Below are 23,166 nucleotides of genomic sequence, written 5' to 3'. Positions count from 1 at the left end.
CGGGTTGACTACTGACCGTACGGTTAGTTACCAGCCCTGGAATCTTTACGTAAATTCCGCCCCGCACAACTTTGTCCAGGGAGGATGCTTATGTTCGATATCAATCAACACCGTCACGATTACTTCTACAACCTCGCCACCGTCATCGGCGGGCTGATCCCCGATGAGCTCTGCGATACGCTCGCCAAACGGGTCAACAGTATCATTGCGGTGCAGGGCGTCGACTGGGTGAAGCACCAAGGGCTGGGCACCGATGCGGTGTCGGACCTGGGTGGCCTCTACAACCACACCCTCTTCAAGGGCGACGATATCCGGCGTTATGTGCCGGAACTGACCGCGATCTACCACAGCCTGGTGCCGCTGATCAGCCTCATCACCCACACCGACACCGTGGTGTCGCCGTACCCACTCTCCGATATCAATATCAAGGTCTACCCGCCCGGTGGCGGCACCCCTGGGCTGCACTACGACACCAACGGCATTACCGTCCTGCTGTTCCTGACCACCAACCAGGAAGCGCCGTTGTGCATGCAGATCGAGCGCCATCACCCCAGCCAGGAAAAACCCTGGATCCAGTACCGCCGAATCTACGCCACCAAAGGCTCGCTGTTGATCATGCAGGGCCGCAAAACCCTGCACCACAGCGAGCCGACGGTGACCGAGCAAAAGCTCTCGGTGGTGTACAACTACTACGAGCGCCACGACACCTATCGCCACGAAGACTTTGACACGCTCATGTACTACGGCAAGCAGCCGAAGATGCTGGCATAGGGTGCGCGCCGTGGTTGACGGGGCGCCTCAGATCAGCCCAGGCGTTTGGCGTCAGCGTGAAAGCCGCGGCGTTGCAGTTTTCCCTGGCTCACTTACTGACGGCCTGGAGCAGATGCTCAAGGACGCCACCGCCAAGTCCGGGCGCAGTGCGCGGGAGGAGGCGGATGTGTTTGTGCGTAATGCGCGGCCAACCTCGATCATCCAGCGCGCAGCGAATGTGGATGAAGTGGCGAACCTGGTGGCGTACATTGCTTCACCCCTGTCTTCTGCAACCACAGGTGCCGCGTTGCGCGTCGACGGTGGTGTTGTCGACAGCATGGCGATCTGAATTCTTGTTATTTTTTTGGAGTATTTATTGTGGCGACAGCTTCTTCTGTAATTGAGGTTCCGGTTTCGGCCGATCAGGTCTGGCAATTGATTGGCGGCTTCAACGCGCTGCCGGACTGGCTGCCGTTTATCGTCAAGAGCGAGGCCAGTGATGGCGGGCGTGTGCGGCATCTGGAAACGGCGGATGGCGGCGTGGTGGTTGAGCGTCTGCAGAGCTTTGATAATGTGGCACGCACTTACAGCTACACCATTGAACAGTCGCCGTTTCCGGTGAGTGCTTACCTGGCGACGTTGCAGGTTGAGGCGTTGACGGAGGCGTCGGCGAAAGTGACGTGGTCCGGCGTGTTTACCCCGGCGGCGGGGACCACGGACGCGGCGGTGCAAGAGCTGTTTACCGGTGTGTACAGCGGTGGGCTTGAGGCGCTGCGGGCTAACTTCCCGGCTTGATGATCGTTCCCACGCTCTGCGTGGGAATGCCTCTTGTGACGCTCTGCGTCACGCATTGGGACGCGGAGCGTCCTGGGCTGCGTTCCCACGCGGAGCGTGGGAACGATCAAAAGTCCAATGTGGGAGCGGTGTTTGATGATCGTTCCCACGCTCTGCGTGGGAATGCCTCTTGTGACGCTCTGCGTCACGCGTTGGGACGCGGAGCGTCCTGGGCTGCATTCCCACGCGGAGCGTGGGAACGATCTGTCGATCTGTCACTGTTTTGTGGGGTTTGGACTATTCGGGCATCAACTGCTGCCGACACTCCAACACCAGGCACGCGCCGCCTTGCTGGCTGCTGCCGACTTCCAGTTTGAACCCGTGCAAGTTGATGATCGCCGCCACAATTGACAAGCCCAACCCGAAGCCGCCTTGCTGGTCGCTTTCATCCACCCGATAAAACCGTTGGAACACCGCGTCGCGTTCTGCCGCCGGAATACCCGGCCCCGAGTCGTGTACTTCGATACGCGTGCTGCCGGCGTCATTGACCCCGCGCAAGATCACTTCGCCGCCCGGTGGCGAGAACTTGATCGAGTTGCTCAACAGGTTGGCCAGGGCTTCGAACAGCAATGCCCGGTCGCCGGTGATCCACGGCAGCGAATCCGGCACTTCGAGGCGCAGCTGCAATTCGCCTTCTTCCGCCAGCGGCAGGTAAAAGTCATGCAGTTCGCGTAACAGTGGCAGCGGGTCCATTACCAGGAAGCCTGAGCGGCGCTGGTGATCTTCCAACTCCGAGATGCGCAACAGCCCGCGAAAGCGCGCCATCAGGGTGTCAGTTTCGGCGATTGCGTCGTCGAGTTTTACCGCGTAGGCCGAGTCCTGTTCTGCTTCCTGCTTGATGCGGTACAAGTGCGCGCGCAAGCGGGTCAGCGGCGTGCGCAGGTCGTGGGCGATGTTGTCGCACACGCCCTTGACCTCGTTCATCAGCTTCTCGATACGGTCGAGCATCGCGTTGACGATGGCCGCGAGCATGTCCAGTTCGTCACGCCGGTCGGACAGCGGCAGGCGGTGCGTCAGGTCACCGGCGACGATGGCCTCGGCGCTTGCCTGAATCCCGCGAATACGCCGCAGTGGGCGACGGCGCAACAAGTGCCAGCCGGCCGCGCCGGGGATAATCGTCAGGGACAACGCCCACAGCAGGGCATGCCAGATAATGCGGGTCACGCCAAACAGCGAACCGTTGGCGCGCACCAGCACCAGCCAGCGGCCGTCTTCGGTGTGGGTGGCCACCGCGTCGCAGCTGTCCTTGGGCAGTTTCGGGTCGTTGGATTCGACACAATTGGCCAGCGCGTGGATCTTGCCGTCCAGCGGCAGGTCGGGCGGCACGGCACGGATCGGCCCGCTCAGCGGTCGAAATTGCTCATCGAACAGGCCGTAGGCGTCCACGCCCTTCATGTCGAAGGTCATGCTGGTGGTCAGGGCTTCCACCAGTTCTTCGCCGTCGAAGCGCTGGAACAGGTGCTGGCGCTGCATCAGCGAGTGACGCGACAAGTCGCCCAGATACCCCGACACTTCGTAATACAGCACCCCCATGAGGATGCAACTCCAGGCCACGAACAGCGAACTGTACAGCGCCAGCAAGCGGCTGCTGGAGGAGCGCCAGCCCTTAGAGGGGTTCAGCAATGACATAACCGGAACCTCGTACCGTGCGGATCAGCGGCGTGAGGCCCGGTGGATCGATTTTCTTGCGCAGGCGACCGATGTGCACATCGATCAGGTTGGTGCCCGGGTCGAAGTGATAACCCCAGACTTCCTCGAAGATCATCATCCGCGACAGGATCTGCCCGGTGTTGCGCATCAGGAATTCGAGCAATTTGTATTCGGTGGGCAGCAGGCTCAGCGGCTGTTCGGCGCGGCTGGCTTCGCGGCTGATCAGGTTCAATTCGAGGTCGGCCACGCGCAGGGCGGTTTCGAACTCCTTGACCGTGCTTTTGCGGCGCAGCAGCACTTCGACGCGGGCGGCCATTTCGTCGGAGGCAAACGGCTTGGTCAGGTAGTCGTCGCCACCGGCACGCAGGCCACGCACACGTTCGTCGACGTCGGAGAGGGCGCTGATCATCAGGATCGGCGTCGACACCCCAATAGTGCGCAGGGTCGTGACGATGGCCAGACCATCGAGTTCCGGCAGCATTCGGTCGAGGGTGATCAGATCGTAATCACCACTCACAGCACGGACCAGGCCTTCACGGCCGTTGTCCACCCAGTCCACATCCAGTCCATGGCTACTCAGCTCGGCGACGATCTCGCGGGCTGTTACGGCGTCATCCTCGATGGTCAAAATACGGGTCATAGGATTACCTGGTGAGCGATACACACTAGAAGTGGGGGCATTTTGCCAAGAAATGCCTGAACGCTTCCTAAATTAAACTTCATCTTGGCAAAACTGACACAAGTTTCATGCCTGGGTACACAGTCAGTGTGGGAGCGGGCTTGCTCGCGAATGCGGTGTATCAGCCAGCTCATGAGTAGCTGACACACCGCATTCGCGAGCAAGCCCGCTCCCACAGGTCAGGTGTTCGCCGAGGAATGCATTACGCCCGCTCAAAACAGTCATTTCTTGCAACTTGCATGGTTAAAGTTAGTTCAAAATTTATATCTTGTTGAAATATAAGAAGTTTATTTTTTAGCCGGACTGGCATGGTGCCTGCACTGTCCCTTTTGAGACTTGTAACACTATTTTTCCTGCCGGGAGCAAAACAACAATGATCACATCCTCATCCACGCTGCAAGAGTCAAGTTCGCTCTCCGGGGTTTCCTGGGGGGCGATTTTCGCCGGGGCCGCTGCGGCGGCTGCACTCTCGTTAATCCTCGTGCTGTTGGGTTTCGGCCTGGGCTTTTCGGCGGTGTCGCCGTGGGCCGACAGCGGTATCAGCGCCAAGGGGCTTGGCATTTCCACGATTGTCTGGCTGGCATTCACCCAGATCGTCGCTTCGGGCCTGGGCGGTTATATCGCCGGTCGGTTGCGCGTGAAGTGGGCCAGTATGCACGGCGATGAGGTGTACTTTCGCGACACCGCCCATGGGTTCCTGGCGTGGGCCGTTGCCACGCTGGTCACCGCCATGCTGGTGGTCGGTTCGGTCAGCAGTGTGGTCAGCGGCGGCGTTAAAGCCGGTGCAGGCGTGGCTGCCGGTGCGGCCAGTGGCTTGACCCAGGCGGTAGGCAGCGCAGCCAAAGGCGCCAACGGCGGCGACTTTGACTACTACGTCGACAGCCTGTTTCGTGATGACCGCCCAGCTGCCGTCAGCGATGACGCGGTGCATGGCGTGGTTGCACGCATCTTCACTCGTACCCTGAGCAACGATGGCCAGCTGGCCCCTGAAGACCGTGCCTACCTGGCCCAGTTGATCAGCCAGCGTACCAACCTCAGCCAGGCCGACGCCGAAGCGCGCATCGACAAGGTTTACGGCGACGCTCGTAAAGCCGTTGAAGACGCCAAGCTCAAAGCCAAGCAAGCCGCCGATACCGCAGCGAAAGTCGCGGCCTACACCTCGCTCTGGACCTTCATCACCCTGCTGATCGGTGCGTTCTTCGCCAGCTTCGCAGCCACCTTCGGCGGTCGCCGTCGGGATGCCGTGGTGTATGTCGAGACTGAAAACTACGTTCGTTAATTAAGGAGAACATCATGCGCTCATTATTGCTTTGGTTCCTCGGTGTGCCTATTCCGGTCATTATTCTGATCGCGATCTTCATGCACTGATTGCTTTAAAACATGTGGGAGCGGGCTTGCCCGCGATGGCGCCGTGTCAGTCAGCTCTTAAGTCACTGACAGACCGCTATCGCGGGCAAGCCCGCTCCCACATTTGGTTTTGCTTAAGGTCAGCCAACTCACTAGAAGTAGGCAGCTCGCCACCGAGGTCATGATGACCAAGGGCAGCGACGTACCGTCCGACAACAACCCGGTGACCCAACTGCTCACGGCAGTGAGAAACATCTGGGTGAAGAAGAACAACCCCGACGCCGTTCCGGCAATCGCGCCATACGGCTGCAACACCGACAGCTGACACGCTGGAATCACCATCCCCACCGACACCATGATCACCACCATCGGCAGCACAATCGCCAGCCACGCCTGCGGCAGCGCGACGGTGGCGCCTGCGAGCATCACGCAACCGAGCACATTCAAGGCGATGGCGGCGTTGATCAAACGGTCGGGTTCAAAGCGCAGCACCAGGCGCCGGAACAGGTTCGCGCCGAGCATGTAGCCGCTGATCGTCGCGGCGAATACCAGCGCGTAAGCCGTGGCAGACAGGTGGTAACCGCGTTGCAGCAGGGCCGAAGACTCGCTGATAAACGGGAAATACGTGCTGTACACACAGCCGATTGCCAGGGAATAACGCAGGAAATAGCGGTCTCGCAGCAGTTGGCCATAGATGCGCAGCAGGTTGCTCGGCGGCGCGGCGGCGACTTGCGGTGGGCGGGTTTCCGGCAGGCGGCGATACACCGTGAGGTACAAGCCTGCGCCAATTACGCCGAGCACTGCAAACAGCCCGCGCCAGCTGATAAAGGGCAGCATCAGGCTGCCCAGCACCGGTGCAGCCATTGGCGAGATGGCCATGGCCATGGAGATCAGGCCGAGCAGGCGCGCTTGTTGGTCGCGGTCGAAATAGTCGCGCACGATCACTCGGCCAATCACCGTGGTGCAGCACCCGCCCAAGGCCTGGAACAGCCGCGCAACGATCAGCACCTCGAGGCTGTCGGCGAGTGCGCAGACCACGGTCGCGACGACGTACAGGAACAGGCCCGCCAACAATACCGGGCGACGGCCGAAGCGGTCGGTCAACGGGCCGCTGACCAGCAGGGAAATCGCCGAGCCGATCGCATACACCGTGAGGGTCAGTTGCAGTTGGCTGTCGCTGGCGCGGAAGTGGTCGGCCATGGTGGGCAGCGCTGGCAGGTGCAAGTCCAGAGTAAGGCGCGGCAGGGCGATGAGCACGGTCAGCAGCACCAGCCAGAAGCCGAAGGAGAGGGCGCGTTGAGTCATGTGAGTCTTCTTCGCAAAGAGTAGAGCCCGAACTCTAGCCGCATTGTGGTTTAATCCTGTGGGCCACTTATGCTTGAAGAGAATGGACCACTATGAGCCGAGGAAAAGCCGCCTCCAACCTGGACTTGCCGCGCCCGGACACCTTGGGCGCAGGCAAGCAGCAGGGCGCCTACGAAGCCTTGCGCGCCGCCATCCTCAATCGACAACTGCCCGCCGGCAGCCGCTTGCCGTCGACCCGCAGCCTGGCGGAGCGCTGGCTGGTGTCGCGTGGCACGTTGGAAGCGGCCTATGAACGCTTGCACAGCGAAGGCTATGTGCAGCGGGTCGCGGGTTCCGGTACGCGGGTGTGTGCGGTGATTCCCGAGCAATTCATTGCAGCCCCGGCGCCGAGCCAAACGCCACGGCGCGCGGTCGTGCCTGATCAACTCGATACGGGCGTACAAAGCCATGTGCCCTTTGTGGCACGGCGCCCGGATGCCGGGCTGTTCGACCTCAAAGCCTGGGCGCGCTGTATTTCCCGAGGGCTGCTCGCCGCCGGGCCTGGCGTGTTGGAGGCTGCCCATCCTGCCGGCTTGCCCGCGTTGCGCGAACAGATCGCCGACTACCTGCGCAGTTATCGCGGCATGCACTGCGAGGCGGATGAAGTGATCGTCACCACTGGCATTCGCCACGGCCTGGACCTCATCGCCCGCACGGTGCTCAAACCTGGCGACATCGCCTGTGTCGAAGACCCTGGCTATAAGCCCGCGCGCCGCCTGTTCAGCCTGGCCGGCGCGCATGTCCTGGCGATCCCGGTCACGACCGAAGGCCTGGACACCGCCCAATTGCCCGACGCTGCGCGCCTGGCCTATGTCACGCCGGCGCACCAGGCCCCATTGGGCATGACCTTGAGCGTCTCGCACCGCCTGGCGTTGCTGGATTGGGCCGCTCGCGCCGACGCCTGGGTGGTCGAGGACGACTACGACAGCGAATACAACTACAACAGCGCGCCCCTGGCGGCGCTTAAATCCCTGGACTCCGGCGACCGCGTCATCTACTGCGGCAGCTTCAACAAGAACCTGTTCCCCGGCTTGCGTGTGGGTTTCATGGTGGTGCCCAAGGCGTTACGCCCAGCGTTGCTGCGCACCCTGCAACTTACCGGGCACTCGGTGGGCGCCACCGATCAATTGGGGCTGGTGGAATTCCTCTGCAGCGGCGCCTTTGTGCGCCACCTGCGAGCTTCGCGTCAGGCGTATCAGGCGCGGCGCGATGCGTTGCTCGGCTGTCTGCCAGCGGAGTGCGCGGTGAGCGGTCAGCAAGCCGGGCTGCACTTTGTGCTGTGGTTGCCGAGCGGCATTGAGGAAAGCGAGTTCTGCACCCGCGCCGCCGCCGTCGGGCTGACGTTGCAGCCGCTGGGCAAGTTCTGCGTGGAAGCCCGTTTGCCGCCTGCGGTGATCATCGGCTACACCGCATTGACCCTGGCGCAGATCCGTTATCACGGCCGATTTCTCACGCAATTGTTAATAGCGGCTTAACTCGCGCTTGGCTAGACTCGCGCCCCATGAGCCGCCTTCTGCGTTTGATCCTGGTCATGCTGTTAAGCCTCACGCTTCCCCTGACCGGGATGGCGGGTGTGCCGTCGAGCACCGAGCCTTGCCCGATGAAAATGTCGAGCATGCAGATGATGACCGACATGGCCCCGGACTGCTGCCAGGACGGCGCCGACCATGGCAAGGCCTGCAAGCCTGGCCAGGAGTGCAAGACCGGCGGCCTGCTGCAACTCTCCCTGGCGGTGCTCAAGGCACCGCTGCCCCTGGCGCATCCGCTGGCTGCCAGCCGTTCTGCGGATTTCATCCCCGACCGCACGCCGTCCGGCGTCTGGCGCCCACCCCGTTCCTGATTCCGGTTGCACCTGAAGACCCATCCCCCACACGGGATGGCCTTGCTGTGGGCCGCATAACGCGGCGCGCAGTGGAACCGATCAGGAATCTTCAAGATGAATTCCCTCTACCTGCGCGCCCTGGTGGTGGGCGTGCTCACATGGCCTGCGCTTGCCCATGCGCTGACCCTGGATGACGCCCTGCGCCTGGCGCAGAACAACGCGCCTTCGCTGAACGCGGAGGCCGCCAAACTGCACGCGGCAACCCAAGCGGCCATCCCGGCCGGCGAACTGCCCGACCCGAAACTGGTGGTGGGCCTGCAGAATTTTCCCATCGGCGGGCCGAATCGCGGCACGTTGTATGGCGATGACATGACCGACCAAATGATCGGTATCCAGCAACAGGTGCCCAGCCGCGACAAGCGCAAGGCGCGCATCGAGCTGGCCGATGCCACGGTGCAAACCGCTGCCGCCGAAGGGCGCATTGAACGCCTCAACGTGCGCCAGGCCACGGCCCAGGCCTGGATTCGCGCGTACGCGGTGGAGCGCAAAGAGGCGTTGTTCCAGGACTTCTACCAACAGAACCGCCTGCTGCAAGACAGCGTACGCGCGCAGTTGGCCGGTGGGCGCGGGCAGGCCGCCGACAGCGTGGTGCCCAAGCAGGAAGCCGCCGAACTGGCCGAGCGCGAAGACGAACTGACCCAGCAACGCGCCCAGGCCCGCGCCGCTCTCAAGCGCTGGATCGGCGCGGCCGCCAATGAAGCCCCCAGCGGGCAACTGCCGAACTGGACCATCGACAGCCACGGCTACAGCCACAACCTGCACCAGCATCCGGAACTGCAAGCCTATGTGCCGCGCACCCGCGAAGCGCAAGCGCGCGTGCAGGAAGCCAAGGCGCAAAAGACTTCGGATTGGAGTTGGGAGGTGGACTACCAACACCGTGGCCGCGAATACGGCGATATGGTCAGCCTGCAATTGAGCTTCGATTTGCCGATATTCCCCGGCCGCCGACAAAACCCCGGCATCGCCGCCAAACAGGCGGCGCTGGACCAGTTGGACGCCGAGCGCGAAGCCGCCACCCGCGAGCACACGCAGATGCTCGATGACGCGCTGGCGGTTTACCAGCGCCTGGACCGCGCGGTGCAGCGCAGCCAGGACAGCCTGGTGCCGCTGGCCGAAGAGAAAGTCGCCCTGAGCCTCGCCGGTTATCGCGCGGGCAAAGCCGACTTGATCAGCGTGGTCAGTGCCCGCCGTGAGCTGGTCGACGCGCGTTTCAAGCAGATTGATGCCATCGAGCAGCGGGCCTTGACCGGCGCCCAGCTGTACTTCGCCTATGGGGAACCCAACAATGAATAATCGAATCGCGGCAGCGCTGCTGTTGCTCGGCCTGGGCGCGGGCTACGGCGTGGCGCAATGGCATCCCACGGCACCAATGCCTGCCCAAAACGACAAACAGGCGCTGTATTGGTACGACCCGATGTACCCGCAACAGAAATTCGACAAGCCCGGCAAGTCGCCTTTCATGGACATGCAATTGGTGCCGCGCTATGCCGATAACGCTGCGGCGGATACGCCGACGGTGCAGATCGACCCACGCCAAACCCAAAACATCGGCGTGCGCCTGGCGACGGTCAGTCGAGGTGTGATGACGTCCACTTTGGAGCTGTCGGGAATCCTGGCTTTCAATGACCGCGATGTTGCGGTTGTACAGGCGCGGGCTGCCGGGTTTGTCGAGCGGGTCTATGCGCGAGCGCCCGGCGATGTACTCAAGGCCGGCGCGCCGTTGGCGGACATTCTGGTGCCCGAGTGGGCGGCGGCCCAGGAAGAATTCCTTGCCCTGCGCCGTAGCGGTGACAGTGGTTTATTGAGCGCCGCGCGCCAGCGTCTGCGCCTGAGTGGTATGCCCGCCGGGCTTGTCGCACAGATGGAACGCAGCGACCGGGTGCAATCGGTGTTGACTGTCACCACGCCGTTGAGCGGCGCCTTGCAAACTCTGGACGTGCGCGAAGGCATGACCGTCGCGACGGGGCAGACCCTGGCGCGAGTCAATGGCTTGGATCGGGTCTGGTTGCAGGTGGCGGTGCCGCAAGCCCAAGGCGCCACGTTGGCGGTAGGGCAAGCCGTGACGGCGCACTTTGTCGGGTTGCCGGGTAACGCCGTTAACGGCGTCGTCAGCGCGATTCTGCCCGCTAACGCCCTGGACAGCCGCACCGTGCAGGTTCGCGTCGAACTGCCCAACCCCGACGGCCACTTGCGCCCCGGCATGACCGCCCAGGTGCGCCTGGCGCAAACCAGCGGGCAAGCGGTGTTGCAGGTGCCGAGCGAAGCGTTGATCCGCACCGGCAAACGCGTGCTGGTGATGCTGGCCGAGGCGGGCGGGCACTATCGGCCGGTGGAGGTTGAAGCGGGCGCGGAAAACCAGGATTACACCGTAATTCGCAGTGGCTTGCAGGAAGGCCAGCAGGTGGTCGCGTCCGGTCAATTTTTGCTGGATTCTGAAGCAAGTTTACGCGGTTTAGTATCGCCATCGTCCGGCACTTCTGAAATGGGCATGCAGCCCGGAGCCCAGCCATGATCGCCCTGTTGATTCGCTGGTCGGTGGCCAACCGTTTTCTGGTGTTGCTCGCCACCTTGTTTGTCACCGCGTGGGGCGTTTGGGCGGTGCAAAACACGCCGGTCGACGCGTTGCCGGATCTCTCCGATGTGCAGGTGATCATTCGCACCCCGTACCCTGGCCAGGCGCCGCACATTGTCGAAAACCAGGTCACTTACCCGATGACCACCACCATGCTGTCGGTGCCGGGTGCCAAGACCGTGCGCGGCTTCTCGTTCTTTGGCGACAGCTATGTGTACGTGCTGTTCGACGAAGGCACCGACCTCTACTGGGCGCGCTCGCGGGTGCTGGAGTACCTCAGCCAATTGCAGGCGCGGCTGCCGGCCTCCGCCAAGCCCGCGCTGGGGCCGGACGCCACCGGCGTCGGCTGGATCTATCAATACGCATTGGTGGACCGCACCGGCCAGCACGACCTGGCGCAATTGCGCGCGCTGCAGGACTGGTTCCTCAAGTTCGAACTCAAGACCCTGCCGAATGTGGCGGAAGTCGCGACCATCGGCGGGCAGGTCAAGCAGTACCAGGTGCAACTCGACCCGCTGGCCCTGGCCAGTCACGGCATCACCCAGGCGCAAGTGGCGGACGCCATCGGCAAGGCCAATCAGGAAACCGGTGGCTCGGTGCTGAACATGGGCGAGTCCGAGTACATGGTGCGCGCCTCCGGTTACTTGAAAACGCTCAACGATTTCCGTGCCATTGCGCTGCGCCTCGACAGCAACAATGTGCCGGTGACCCTCGGCGATGTGGCGACGATTCAGCTAGGCCCGGACCTTCGCCGGGGCATCAGTGAACTCGACGGCGACGGCGAAGCGGTCGGCGGCGTGGTGATCCTGCGCAGCGGCAAAAATGCGCGTGAGGCCATCGCGGCGGTCAAGACCAAACTGGAGCAATTGAAAAGCAGCCTGCCGCCCGGCGTCGAGATCGTCACCACTTACGATCGCAGCAAACTGATTGACCGTGCCGTGGACAACCTCAGCCACAAACTGCTCGAAGAGTTCCTGGTGGTGGCGCTGGTGTGCGGGATTTTCCTGTGGCACCTGCGCTCGTCATTGGTGGCGATTATCTCGTTGCCGGTGGGCGTGTTGATCGCGTTTATCATCATGCGTTTCCAGGGCATCAACGCCAACATCATGTCGTTGGGCGGCATCGCGATTGCGATTGGCGCGATGGTGGATGCGGCGGTGGTGATGATCGAAAACGCCCACAAGAAAATCGAAGCCTGGCATCACGCCCATCCCAACCGCGCGCTGAAGGGCGAGGAGCATTGGCAGGTGGTGACGTCGGCGGCGGTGGAAGTCGGGCCGGCGCTGTTTTTCTGTTTGCTGATCATCACGCTGTCGTTTATCCCGGTGTTCACCTTGCAAGCCCAGGAAGGGCGCCTGTTCGGCCCGCTGGCCTACACCAAGACCTACGCCATGGCCGCCGCGGCCGGGTTGTCGGTGACGTTGATCCCGGTGCTGATGGGTTATTGGATTCGCGGGCGTATTCCCGATGAGCAGCGCAACCCGCTCAATCGCGGCCTGATCAAGCTCTATCAACCGGCCCTCGATACGGTGCTGCGCTGGCCGCGAATGACCTTGCTGCTGGCGCTGTTGACGGTCGCCAGCGTGGCGTGGCCGCTGTCGAAACTGGGCGGTGAGTTCCTGCCGCCGCTGGATGAGGGCGACTTGCTCTACATGCCATCGGCATTGCCGGGGCTGTCGACGCAAACCGCAGGTGAACTGCTGCAACGCACCGACCGCCTGATCAAAAGCGTACCGGAAGTGGCCCATGTATTCGGCAAGGCCGGTCGCGCCGAAACCGCCACTGACCCGGCGCCGCTGGAGATGTTCGAGACCACCATTGAGTTCAAGCCCAGGGATCAATGGCGCGCCGGCATGACCCCGGAAAAGTTGGTGAAAGAACTCGACCGCGTGGTGCAGGTGCCGGGCCTGACCAATATCTGGATCCCGCCGATCCGCAACCGCATCGACATGCTCGCCACCGGGGTGAAAAGCCCGATTGGCGTGAAGGTGGCAGGCACCAGCCTGATGCAGATCGATGCGGTGACCCAGGCCGTGGAAAAGGTCGCCAGGACCGTGCCCGGCGTGAGCTCGGCACTCGCCGAGCGCTTGACCGGCGGGCGCTATATCGACGTGGATATCGACCGTACGGCCGCCGCGCAATACGGGCTGAATATTGCCGATGTGCAGTCGATTGTGTCCGGCGCGATTGGCGGTGAAACCATCGGCGAAACCGTGGAAGGCCTGGCGCGTTTTCCGATCAGCCTGCGTTACCCGAAGGAGTGGCGCGATTCGGTAACGGCCCTGGACAACCTGCCGATCTACACGCCGCAAGGCAGCCAGATCACCCTCGGCACCGTGGCCAGGCTCAAGGTCAGCGACGGCCCGCCGATGCTCAAAAGTGAAAACGCGCGGCCTTCCGGCTGGGTCTATATCGACGTGCGCGAGCGTGATTTGGCGTCGGTGGTGAAAGACCTGCGTGAGGCAATCAACCAGCAGGTGCAGCTGCAGCCGGGCATGAGCCTCAGTTATTCGGGGCAGTTCGAATTCCTGGAAAGGGCCAATGAACGCCTGAAGCTGGTTGTGCCGGCGACCTTGCTGATCATCTTTGTGTTGCTGTACCTGACGTTCCGCCGCGTGGACGAAGCGTTGTTGATCATCGCCACGTTGCCCTTTGCGCTAACGGGTGGCGTGTGGCTGCTGTACTGGCTTGGCTTCAATTTATCGGTGGCCACGGGCGTGGGCTTTATTGCATTGGCCGGTGTATCGGCGGAGTTCGGCGTGATCATGCTGCTGTACCTGAAAAACGCCTGGGCCGAGCGCAAGGACGGTGACTTGCTGGCCGCCATCACCGAAGGCGCGGTGCTGCGCGTACGCCCCAAAGCCATGACCGTGGCCGTGATCATCGCCGGCTTGCTGCCGATTTTGCTGGGCGGCGGCACCGGCAGCGAAGTCATGAGCCGCATCGCCGCGCCGATGGTCGGCGGCATGCTCACCGCGCCGCTGCTGTCACTCTTCGTAATCCCCGCCGCCTACCACCTGCTCCGCCGCCCCACAACAAAACACTAACCAAACTGAAGGAACTGGCTTTATGTATGTGGGTAAAACCATCACCACCAACTCAGTCATCAAACCCAACCTGCTCATGAATCTCATCCACCTTCAACTCCAACCGATACGCCACCGCAATAAACAACGCCTGGCACAGGCACAAGGTGGCGCTCAACGAGCGAAACGCAAACGACGACCCTTCATTCACCAGCAGCACCGCGTTCGCCCGCTTGGCCAGCGGCGACAGGTTGCTGTCGGTGATGATCAAGGTCTTGGCCTGATGATGCTGGGCAATCCGCAGGCAATGCTGCGTCTCTTTGCCGTAGGGCGTAAAGCTGATCGCAATCACCAAATCATTGGCACGCACACTGCGCATCTGCTCGCGGTAACTGCCGCCCAAACCGGAAATCAAGTGAATGCGCTTGTTGGTGTGCTGCAGGTTGTAGACCAGGTAATCAGCCACCGCGAAGGAACGGCGCACACCGACCACGTAGATGTTGTCGGCGTTGACCACCAGATCCACGGCCTTCTCGAACGCCACGTCATCCAGTTCCAGCCCCAGCCGCTCGATGCCCGACAGGGTGGCATTCACGCACTCGCGCGCCAGGTCGCCGCCGCTGGCTTTTTGCGACTTGTTGGCGATCATGCTGCGAATGCGCTGCTGGTAGTTCTGCACCGGCGTGGTCTTGTGGGTGTAGGCCTCGCGAAACAACGCCTGCATCTCACTGAAACCACTGAACCCGAAACGCTGGGAGAACCGCACGATGGCCGAGGGGTGCACTTCACATTCACGGGCGATGTCGCTGATGCGGTCGACCATGATCCGGTCGCTCTGCTGGCTCATGTAGCTGGCAATGCGTTTGAGCTGGCGTGGCAGGCTTTCGTATTCGTCGGTGATCAGCTGCAACAGGCGCTCGGCATTGATCGGAGGGCTGGCGAGCGTGGCTTCCAGGGTGGTCTCGGGATCGGTGCGGGACATGGGCAATCCTTTTGGCTTGTTCTTCTGACGCGCTGATAGGTGGGCGCAAGTCTACAGGGTAGGCGCAAAAAAATACCCCGGCATCACGGCAGCCGTGGCCTGCTGAAACGATGCAGGAGGGCTGGCGTGCCATTATGCTGGCTTATTGGAAAAAATATTCCACTAAAAATAATTATGGAATAAATATTGATTGGTGCTGCTGAACGTTCTAGTCTGCTGTTACCAAGAGCGTGTGCCGTCACCTCGGCGGCACCACGCAGGCTGATAAAAATAACAGGAGCCAGCATGGGCCAGACTCGTTTTGCCAGTGGGCGTCAATTGGATCTGATTTGCCTCGGGCGCCTGGGCGTCGATCTCTACGCACAGCAAGTGGGTGCGCGGCTTGAGGACGTGTCCAGCTTCGCCAAATACCTCGGCGGGTCCTCCGCCAATATCGCTTTCGGCACCGCGCGGCTGGGGCTTAAATCGGCGATGTTGAGCCGGGTCGGCGACGACCACATGGGCCGCTTCCTGGTGGAATCCCTGGCCCGTGAAGGTTGCGATGTCAGCGGCATCAAGGTCGACCCGGAACGCCTCACCGCGCTGGTGCTGCTGGGCCTTAAAGACCGTGAAACCTTCCCGCTGGTGTTCTACCGCGAAAACTGCGCCGACATGGCCCTGCGCGCCGAAGACATCAACGAAGCCTTTATTGCCTCCAGCAAAGCCTTGCTGATCACCGGCACGCATTTCTCCACCGACGGCGTCTACAAGGCCAGCATCCAGGCCCTGGATTACGCGGCCAAGCACAACGTCAAGCGCGTGCTCGATATCGACTACCGCCCGGTGCTGTGGGGCCTGGCGGGCAAGGCGGACGGCGAAACCCGGTTTGTCGCCGACCAGAACGTCAGCCAGCATGTGCAGAAAATCCTGCCGCGTTTTGACCTGATCGTCGGCACCGAAGAAGAGTTCCTGATTGCTGGCGGCAGTGAGGATTTGCTCACCGCGCTGCGCACTGTGCGTGAACTGACCCCGGCTACCCTGGTGGTCAAGCTCGGCCCGCAGGGCTGCACGGTGATCCACGGCGCGATCCCGGCGCGGCTCGAAGACGGCGCCGTCTACCCGGGCGTACGGGTTGAAGTGCTGAACGTGCTGGGCGCCGGCGATGCGTTTATGTCGGGCTTCCTCAGCGGCTGGCTCAACGATGCCAGCGATGAGCGTTGCAGCCAACTGGCGAATGCCTGTGGCGGCCTGGTGGTGTCTCGCCACGCCTGCGCGCCGGCCATGCCCACGCCTGCCGAACTCGATTACCTGTTCAACAGCCCGGTGCCCATCACCCGGCCTGACCAGGACGTGACCCTGCAACGCCTGCACCGTGTCAGCGTGCCGCGCAAAGCCTGGAAGCAGCTGTTCGTGTTTGCCTTCGACCACCGCTGGCAGTTGGTGGACCTGGCGCAAAAAGGCGGCCAGGACCCAACGCGCATCAGCGCCATCAAGCAGCTGTTTATCCAGGCCGTCGAACGCGTTGAAGCCAAGTTGCGCGAGCAGGGCGTTGAAGCCGATGTGGGCCTGCTGGCCGACCAGCGTTTCGGCCAGGACGCGCTCAACGCCGCCAGTGGGCGCGGTTGGTGGATCGCGCGCCCGGTGGAAGTGCAGAACTCTCGGCCGCTGGCGTTCGAACACGGCCGTTCGGTGGGCAGCAACCTGATTGCCTGGCCCCAGGAACAAATCATCAAGTGCCTGGTGCAATACCACCCTGACGACGAGCCGATGTTGCGCCTGGAGCAGGAAGCGCAGCTCAAGGCGGTGTACGAGGCCTCTCTGGTCAGCGGTCACGAACTGCTGCTGGAAGTCATTCCGCCCAAGGATCACCCGTCCACCTATCCGGATGTGCTCTATCGCAGCCTCAAGCGCCTTTACAACCTGGGCATCTACCCGGCGTGGTGGAAGATCGAAGCGCAGTCGGCTGAAGAGTGGAAAAAACTCGATGAACTGATCCAGGAGCGCGACCCGTACTGCCGTGGCGTGGTGTTGCTGGGCCTGAATGCCTCGGCTGAATGCCTTGCCGATGGCTTCCAGCAAGCCAGCAAGAGTACGACTTGCCGTGGGTTCGCCGTGGGCCGCACGATCTTCCAGGAACCCAGCCGCGCGTGGATGGCGGGGGAGATTGATGATGAAACGCTGATCCAACAGGTGCAAAACACCTTCGAACAGCTCATCAATGCCTGGCGCAGCGCCCGAACCTAAACACAGCCTTCAACTTGAAATGCAATCAAAAGTGGGAGCTGCTTTTTGTGGGAGCCGGGCTTGCCCGCGATGCAGGCGACTCGGTCTAACTGCCGAGTCGAGGTGATGCCATCGCAGGCAAGCCAGCTCCCACAAAAGCCCGCTCCCACATAAAGCAGCTCCCATGCAACTTTGAAAATAACAAAAAGGTGCAGCCATGCCCGCAATCCGAATTGGCATCAACCCGATCTCCTGGAGCAACGACGACCTGCCGGCCCTGGGCGGTGAAACGCCGCTGAGCACCGCCTTGAGCGAAGGCAAGGAGATTGGCTACGAAGGTTTTGAACTCAACGGCAAATTCCCCAAGGACGCCAAAGGCGTCGGCGATGTGCTGCGCCCCTATGACCTGGCGCTGGTCTCCGGCTGGTATTCCAGCCGCCTGGCACGTCGCTCGGTGGCGGAAGAAATCGAAGCCATCGCCAGCCATGTCGAGCTGCTGAAACTCAACGGCACCAAGGTGCTGGTCTACGGCGAAGTCGCCGATTCGATCCAGGGCGCCAAGGTGCGCTTGATCGAGCGCCCGCGTTTTCACAGCGAGCAGGCCTGGCAGGACTACGCCGACAAACTCACTGAGCTGGCGCGTTTCACCCTGTCCCAAGGCGTGCGCCTGGCCTACCACCACCATATGGGCGCCTACGTTGAATCCCCTGAAGACATTGACCAGCTGATGCGCCGCACCGGCCCGGAAGTCGGCCTGCTGTTCGATTCGGGCCACTGCTACATGGGTGGCGGCGAACCCATCGAGGTGCTGCGCAAACACATCGAACGCATCTGCCACGTGCATTTCAAGGACGTGCGCAAACCGGTGGTGCAACTGGCGCGCAACCAGATGTGGAGCTTTCCTGATTGCATCGTCAACGGCACCTTCACCGTGCCCGGTGATGGCGATATCGACTTCGCCGAGCTGCTCGATGTGCTGCTGGCGGCCCAGTACGAAGGCTGGCTGGTGGTGGAGGCCGAGCAGGACCCGGCCGTGGCGCCCAGCTATATCTATGCGAAAAAGGGCTATGACACCTTGCGCGCGCTTCTCAACGAGAGGACTTGAGTGATGAGCTTGTTGGTCAAAAGCAGCAAACGTGGGCAAACCATGGTTGCCCTGGAAGCCGGGCGCCTGGAATACGTGGGCTTTGCCGCCTACCGCCTGAGCCTCGGTGAAACCCTGCCGGTGACCGCCGGTGATAAGGAGTTGTGCCTGGTGCTGCTCAGCGGCCGGGTGAATATCGAGGGCGAGGGCTTCAACTGGCAGAACCTCGGTGATCGTCACTCGGTGTTCGAAGACAAATCACCCTTTGCCGCCTACCTGCCGCCCGGCACCGATGCGCAGATTACCGCATTGAGCGACGTGCAAATCGCGGTGTGCGCCGCGCCCGGTGCCACAGGTTTTGAGCCACGCCTGATCCGGCCCGAGCAGTGCAAGCGCAGCGTACGCGGCAAGGGCGCCAACACCCGTTATGTGTGCGACATCCTGCCCGACAGCGAGCCGGCCCATTCGCTGCTGGTGGTGGAAGTGCGCACGCCGTCGGGGCATTCCTCCAGCTACCCGCCGCACAAGCACGACACCGACGACCTGCCGCACCAGAGCTTTCTCGAAGAAACCTATTACCACCAGATCAACCCGCCGCAAGGCTTTGTGTTCCAGCGCGTGTACACCGACGACCGCAGCATCGACCAGGCCATGGCCGTGGAAAACAGCGACCTGGTGGTGGTGCCCGAGGGTTACCACCCGGTCAGCGTGCCGTACGGCTACGAGTCGTATTACCTGAACGTGATGGCCGGCCCCAAGCGCGCCTGGCATTTCCATAACGACCCACAGCACAGCTGGCTGCTGGACCTCTAATCGGTTTGAACGGAGAACAACAACAATGAAGTCGCCGCTGCGTTTTGCCCTTAACCGCATGGTCGCGCCCAACTTGCCCCTGCCGGGTTTCATTCAGTTGGCGGCCGCGCTCAAGTGCGATGCCATTGAGATTCGCAACGACCTCAACGGCCACGAAATCGAATTCGGCACACCCGCCAGCCGCGTGCGCGAATTGTGCGCGGTGCAGGGCATCACGGTGCTGTCGATCAACGCGCTGTACCCCTTTGATGTGTGGAATGACGAGCGCCGCGCCCAGGCGATCAAGCTTGCCACCTATGCCCGCGAATGCGGCGCGCAAGGCCTGGTGATGTGCCCGCTGAATGAGCGCGGCGACACGCGCAACGAAGCCCAGCGCGCCGCTGGTTTGCGCACCGCGTTGAGCGAGCTGGCGCCGATCCTGCGCGAGTACGGGATTCTCGGTTTTATCGAGCCCCTGGGGTTCGAAGAATGTGCACTGCGCCGCAAACGCGTGGCGGTGGATGCGATCCAGTCGATTGGCGGCCTGGATGTGTTCCGCCTGGTGCACGACACCTTCCACCATCACCTGGCCAGCGAGCAGGAGTTCTTCCCGCAACTGACCGGCCTGGTGCATATCTCCGGCGTCGAAGACCGTGACGCGCCGCTGAATTCGATCCGCGACGGCCACCGCGTGCTGGTGGGCGAGGGCGATATTCTCGGCAATGCCGCGCAGATCGACACCTTGCTCAGCAGCGGGTACGGCGGTTACCTGTCGTTTGAGCCGTTTGCGCAAAGCGTGCATGCGTTGGCGGATATCCAGCAGGCAATCGGGGCAAGCATCGCCCACCTGCAAAACCCCCGAACCTGATGCCAGCTCCCACATTAGATCTCTGTTGAACAATGGATCTGCATTCACACAAGGTGCAAGTGATGACCACAACAAGATTGACCATGGCCCAGGCCCTGGTGAAGTTTCTGGATAACCAGTACATCGAAGTCGATGGCGTGCAGAGCAAGTTTGTCGCCGGGGTTTTCACCATTTTCGGCCACGGCAACGTGCTGGGCCTGGGCCAGGCGCTGGAGCAGGACAGCGGCGACCTGGTGGTGCATCAGGGCCGTAACGAGCAAGGCATGGCCCACGCCGCCATCGGTTTCGCCAAGCAACACCTGCGGCGCAAGATCTACGCGTGCACCTCATCGGTCGGCCCCGGCGCGGCGAATATGATTACGGCCGCCGCAACCGCCACCGCCAACCGTATCCCGTTGCTGCTGTTGCCCGGCGATGTCTACGCCAGCCGCCAACCCGACCCGGTGTTGCAGCAGATCGAGCAATTCCACGACTTGAGCATCAGCACCAACGACGCTTTCCGCTCCGTGAGCAAATACTGGGACCGTATCAACCGCCCCGAGCAGTTGATGACGGCGGCAATCCACGCCATGCGCGTGCTCACCGACCCGGCCGAAACCGGCGCGGTGACCTTGGCCCTGCCGCAGGACGTGCAGGCCGAGGCCTGGGATTATCCCGACTATTTCCTGCAAAAACGCGTACACCGCATCGAGCGTCGCCCGCCGACGGCGGCGATGATCAGCGACGCATTGGCCGCCTTCCGGGGCAAGCGCAAGCCGCTGATCATCTGCGGCGGTGGAGTCAAGTACGCCGGCGCGAATGCCGCGTTGCAGGCATTTGCCGAGCGCTTTGATATTCCCTTCGCAGAAACCCAGGCCGGCAAGAGCGCGGTGGTCTCAAGCCACCCGCTGAACCTGGGCGGTATCGGCGAGACCGGCTGCCTGGCGGCCAACCTGCTGGCCCCGGAAGCGGACCTGATCATTGGTATCGGCACGCGCTACACCGACTTCACCACTTCGTCGAAATCGCTGTTCAAGCACCCTGAAGTGAAGTTTCTCAACCTGAATATCAGCCCTTGCGATGCCTTGAAACTCGACGGTGTACAAGTGCTGGCGGACGCCCAAGTCGCCCTTGAGGCGCTGGCCGATGCCTTGGGCGACTACCGCGCTGGCTGGGGCGAGCAGGCCACCGACGCCAAGGCCCGGTTGGACGCGGAAGTGGACCGCGTGTATCAGGTGCAATACCAGGGCGACGACTTTGTGCCTGAGGTCGATGACCACCTGGACCGCGCAGTGCTGCGCGAATTTATCGAACTGACCGGCTCGTGCCTGACCCAGAGCCGCGTACTCGGCGTGCTCAATGACACCCTGGCCGATGACGCGATCATCGTTGCCGCCGCTGGCAGCCTGCCTGGTGACTTGCAGCGCAGCTGGCGCAGCAAAGGCGTCAACACCTATCACGTCGAGTATGGCTATTCATGCATGGGCTACGAGATCAATGCCGCCCTTGGCGTGAAACTGGCCGAACCGTCCAAGGAGGTGTACGCCTTGGTCGGCGATGGCTCCTACATGATGCTGCATTCGGAGCTCGCCACCTCGATCCAGGAACGGCGCAAGATCAATGTGGTGCTGCTCGACAACATGGCCTTCGGTTGCATCAATAACCTGCAGATTGGCAACGGCATGGAGAGCTTCGGCACCGAATTTCGCTTCCGCGACCCCGACAGCGGCAAGCTCGACGGCGGCCTGGTGCCGGTGGATTTCGCCATGAGCGCGGCGGCCTATGGTTGCAAGACCTACAAAGTCAGCACCGTGGAACAACTCGAAGCGGCCCTGGCCGATGCGCGCACGCAAACGGTGTCGACGCTGATCGATATCAAGGTACTGCCCAAGACCATGATCCACGGTTACTTGTCGTGGTGGCGGGTGGGTGTGGCCCAGGTGTCCACCAGTGAGCGCACCAATGCAGCGGCGAAAAAACTCAATGAACAGCTGGCCAAGGCCCGGCAGTACTAATAACAAGAGGAGTGAAGGTATGTCTTTGAAGCTGGGTGTTATCGGTACGGGCGCCATCGGCCGTGACCATATTCGTCGTTGCAGCCAGACCCTGCTCAACAGTCAGGTGGTGGCGGTGACCGACATCAACCTTGAGCAGGCTGCCAAGGTCGTGGCGGATTTGCAGCTCACCGCCGAGGTATACGCGGACGGCCATGCGCTGATCAACTCGCCGCAAGTCGAGGCCATTTTGGTGACCTCTTGGGGCCCGAGCCATGAAGCATTCGTGCTCGCGGCCATCGCCGCCGGTAAACCGGTGTTCTGCGAAAAGCCCTTGGCCGTCACCGCAGAAGGCTGCCGTAAAATCGTCGACGCCGAAATTGCCTTTGGCAAGCGCCTGGTGCAAGTGGGCTTCATGCGCCCGTACGACGAAGGCTATCGTGCTCTCAAGGCGGTGATCGACAGCGGCCAGATCGGCGAGCCGTTGATGCTGCACTGCGCGCATCGCAACCCGACGGTGGGCGAGAACTACAAGACCGACATGGCGATCACCGACACCTTGATCCATGAGCTGGATGTGTTGCGCTGGTTGCTCAACGACGACTATGTGTCGGTGCAGGTGGTATTCCCGCGTAAATCGAGCAAGGCCCTGGCCCACCTGCGCGACCCGCAGATCGTGCTGCTGGAAACCGCCAAGGGCACGCGCATTGATGTGGAAGTGTTCGTTAACTGCCAGTACGGCTATGACATCCAGTGCGAGGTGGTGGGGGAGACCGGCATCGCCAAACTGCCGGAGCCATCGCAGGTGCAACTGCGCAGCGGGGCCAAGCTGTCGAATGCGATCCTGATGGATTGGAAGGACCGCTTTATCGGCGCCTATGACGTCGAGTTGCAAGCCTTCATCGACAGCGTGCGCGCCGGGCAAGTCGGCGGGCCGTCGGCCTGGGATGGCTTTGCGGCGGCAGTGGCGGCGGATGCGTGTATTGAAGCGCAGAGCAGTGAGCAGATCGTCAAGGTCAGCCTGCCGCCACGCCCGCATTTTTATGGCTAAGCCCAAATCTACACTTGAAATGCATTAAATGTGGGAGCTGGCTTGCCTGCGATAGCGGTGTTTCAGTGATGGGTTCATTGACTGACACACTGCTTTCGCAGGCAAGCCAGCTCCCACACTTGATTGGGTT

The 23,166-nt window shown here is 62.0% G+C and carries 19 protein-coding genes and 1 pseudogene; 15 read left to right on the top strand and 5 right to left on the bottom strand.

All coding sequences use genetic code 11. The features are described from left to right. The first annotated feature begins 90 nt into the window (after positions 1-90). From PspR76_RS17760 to PspR76_RS17750, 3 genes and pseudogenes are all read left to right on the top strand, one after another. Complete coding sequence (locus tag PspR76_RS17760; protein ID WP_159957325.1) at positions 91-771, top strand: hypothetical protein; 681 nt, start codon at positions 91-93, stop codon at positions 769-771. 31 nt (positions 772-802) lie between these two features. Further along, positions 803-1,099 (top strand): annotated as a pseudogene (locus PspR76_RS17755) (SDR family oxidoreductase); the annotation flags it as partial. Positions 1,100-1,128: 29 nt separating this feature from the next. Continuing rightward, a complete protein-coding gene (locus PspR76_RS17750; protein ID WP_159957323.1) occupies positions 1,129-1,545 on the top strand; it encodes an SRPBCC family protein in 417 nt (138 codons plus the stop codon). Between the two features lie 276 nt (positions 1,546-1,821). Here PspR76_RS17750 and PspR76_RS17745 read toward each other — a convergent pair whose 3' ends face one another. Together PspR76_RS17745 and PspR76_RS17740 are read right to left on the bottom strand one after the other, a co-directional pair. Then, positions 1,822-3,213: a sensor histidine kinase gene (locus PspR76_RS17745; protein ID WP_159957321.1), complete on the bottom strand. Its 1,392-nt coding sequence runs from the start codon at positions 3,211-3,213 to the stop codon at positions 1,822-1,824. Beyond that, a complete protein-coding gene (locus PspR76_RS17740; protein WP_003219726.1) occupies positions 3,191-3,874 on the bottom strand; it encodes a response regulator transcription factor in 684 nt (227 codons plus the stop codon). Before PspR76_RS17740 ends, PspR76_RS17745 begins: the two co-directional genes overlap by 23 nt. Before the next feature lie 412 nt (positions 3,875-4,286). Here PspR76_RS17740 and PspR76_RS17735 point away from each other — a divergent pair, with 412 nt between their 5' ends. Further along, on the top strand, positions 4,287-5,192 hold the full coding sequence (locus PspR76_RS17735) for a hypothetical protein (RefSeq protein ID WP_159957319.1): 906 nt from the start codon (positions 4,287-4,289) through the stop codon (positions 5,190-5,192). A 146-nt stretch (positions 5,193-5,338) separates the two neighbouring features. Here the strand turns inward: PspR76_RS17735 and PspR76_RS17730 are convergent, their stop codons facing one another. After that, the gene (locus PspR76_RS17730) at positions 5,339-6,565 is read right to left on the bottom strand and encodes a multidrug effflux MFS transporter (RefSeq protein ID WP_159957317.1); all 1,227 of its coding nucleotides are present in this window, start codon (positions 6,563-6,565) and stop codon (positions 5,339-5,341) included. Between the two features lie 92 nt (positions 6,566-6,657). Here PspR76_RS17730 and pdxR point away from each other — a divergent pair, with 92 nt between their 5' ends. From pdxR to PspR76_RS17705, 5 genes are all read left to right on the top strand, one after another. Then, positions 6,658-8,079 carry a MocR-like pyridoxine biosynthesis transcription factor PdxR gene (gene pdxR / locus PspR76_RS17725; RefSeq protein ID WP_159957315.1) on the top strand — a complete coding sequence of 474 codons (1,422 nt, stop codon included), beginning with the start codon at positions 6,658-6,660 and terminating at the stop codon, positions 8,077-8,079. Positions 8,080-8,105: 26 nt separating this feature from the next. Beyond that, the gene (locus PspR76_RS17720) at positions 8,106-8,444 is read left to right on the top strand and encodes a hypothetical protein (RefSeq protein WP_159957313.1); all 339 of its coding nucleotides are present in this window, start codon (positions 8,106-8,108) and stop codon (positions 8,442-8,444) included. Positions 8,445-8,540: 96 nt separating this feature from the next. After that, complete coding sequence (locus tag PspR76_RS17715; protein WP_159957311.1) at positions 8,541-9,779, top strand: TolC family protein; 1,239 nt, start codon at positions 8,541-8,543, stop codon at positions 9,777-9,779. Further along, the gene (locus PspR76_RS17710) at positions 9,772-10,998 is read left to right on the top strand and encodes an efflux RND transporter periplasmic adaptor subunit (protein ID WP_159957309.1); all 1,227 of its coding nucleotides are present in this window, start codon (positions 9,772-9,774) and stop codon (positions 10,996-10,998) included. The genes PspR76_RS17715 and PspR76_RS17710 overlap by 8 nt, the downstream gene beginning before the upstream one ends. Continuing rightward, a complete protein-coding gene (locus PspR76_RS17705) occupies positions 10,995-14,105 on the top strand; it encodes an efflux RND transporter permease subunit (protein WP_159957307.1) in 3,111 nt (1,036 codons plus the stop codon). The genes PspR76_RS17710 and PspR76_RS17705 overlap by 4 nt, the downstream gene beginning before the upstream one ends. 52 nt (positions 14,106-14,157) lie before the next feature. Here PspR76_RS17705 and PspR76_RS17700 read toward each other — a convergent pair whose 3' ends face one another. Together PspR76_RS17700 and PspR76_RS17695 are read right to left on the bottom strand one after the other, a co-directional pair. Then, positions 14,158-15,066 (bottom strand): MurR/RpiR family transcriptional regulator, encoded by a 909-nt coding sequence (locus PspR76_RS17700; protein ID WP_159957305.1) that lies wholly within the window; start codon positions 15,064-15,066, stop codon positions 14,158-14,160. Positions 15,067-15,149: 83 nt separating this feature from the next. After that, positions 15,150-15,353 (bottom strand): hypothetical protein, encoded by a 204-nt coding sequence (locus PspR76_RS17695; protein ID WP_159957303.1) that lies wholly within the window; start codon positions 15,351-15,353, stop codon positions 15,150-15,152. On the opposite strand from PspR76_RS17695, the gene PspR76_RS17690 reads away from it, so the two are divergent. From PspR76_RS17690 to PspR76_RS17665, 6 genes are all read left to right on the top strand, one after another. After that, a complete protein-coding gene (locus PspR76_RS17690) occupies positions 15,352-17,289 on the top strand; it encodes a bifunctional 5-dehydro-2-deoxygluconokinase/5-dehydro-2-deoxyphosphogluconate aldolase (RefSeq protein WP_159957301.1) in 1,938 nt (645 codons plus the stop codon). The two genes, PspR76_RS17695 and PspR76_RS17690, sit on opposite strands and share 2 nt — an antisense overlap. A gap of 196 nt (positions 17,290-17,485) precedes the next feature. After that, positions 17,486-18,373, top strand: coding sequence for a myo-inosose-2 dehydratase (gene iolE / locus PspR76_RS17685; protein WP_159957299.1), 888 nt, complete (start codon positions 17,486-17,488; stop codon positions 18,371-18,373). Positions 18,374-18,376: 3 nt separating this feature from the next. Further along, positions 18,377-19,165 (top strand): 5-deoxy-glucuronate isomerase, encoded by a 789-nt coding sequence (gene iolB / locus PspR76_RS17680; protein WP_159957297.1) that lies wholly within the window; start codon positions 18,377-18,379, stop codon positions 19,163-19,165. A gap of 25 nt (positions 19,166-19,190) precedes the next feature. Then, on the top strand, positions 19,191-20,012 hold the full coding sequence (locus PspR76_RS17675) for a TIM barrel protein (protein WP_159957295.1): 822 nt from the start codon (positions 19,191-19,193) through the stop codon (positions 20,010-20,012). 62 nt (positions 20,013-20,074) lie between these two features. Next, positions 20,075-22,006 carry a 3D-(3,5/4)-trihydroxycyclohexane-1,2-dione acylhydrolase (decyclizing) gene (iolD, locus tag PspR76_RS17670; RefSeq protein ID WP_159957293.1) on the top strand — a complete coding sequence of 644 codons (1,932 nt, stop codon included), beginning with the start codon at positions 20,075-20,077 and terminating at the stop codon, positions 22,004-22,006. A gap of 19 nt (positions 22,007-22,025) precedes the next feature. Next, positions 22,026-23,036: a Gfo/Idh/MocA family protein gene (locus PspR76_RS17665; RefSeq protein ID WP_159957291.1), complete on the top strand. Its 1,011-nt coding sequence runs from the start codon at positions 22,026-22,028 to the stop codon at positions 23,034-23,036. Positions 23,037-23,166 lie beyond the last annotated feature (130 nt).

Origin of the sequence: Pseudomonas sp. R76, from assembly GCF_009834565.1 — a bacterium.
Lineage (GTDB): Bacteria > Pseudomonadota > Gammaproteobacteria > Pseudomonadales > Pseudomonadaceae > Aquipseudomonas.
The sequence above is the reverse complement of the archived record's forward strand: the minus strand, read 5'-3'. Positions and strand labels throughout refer to the sequence as shown.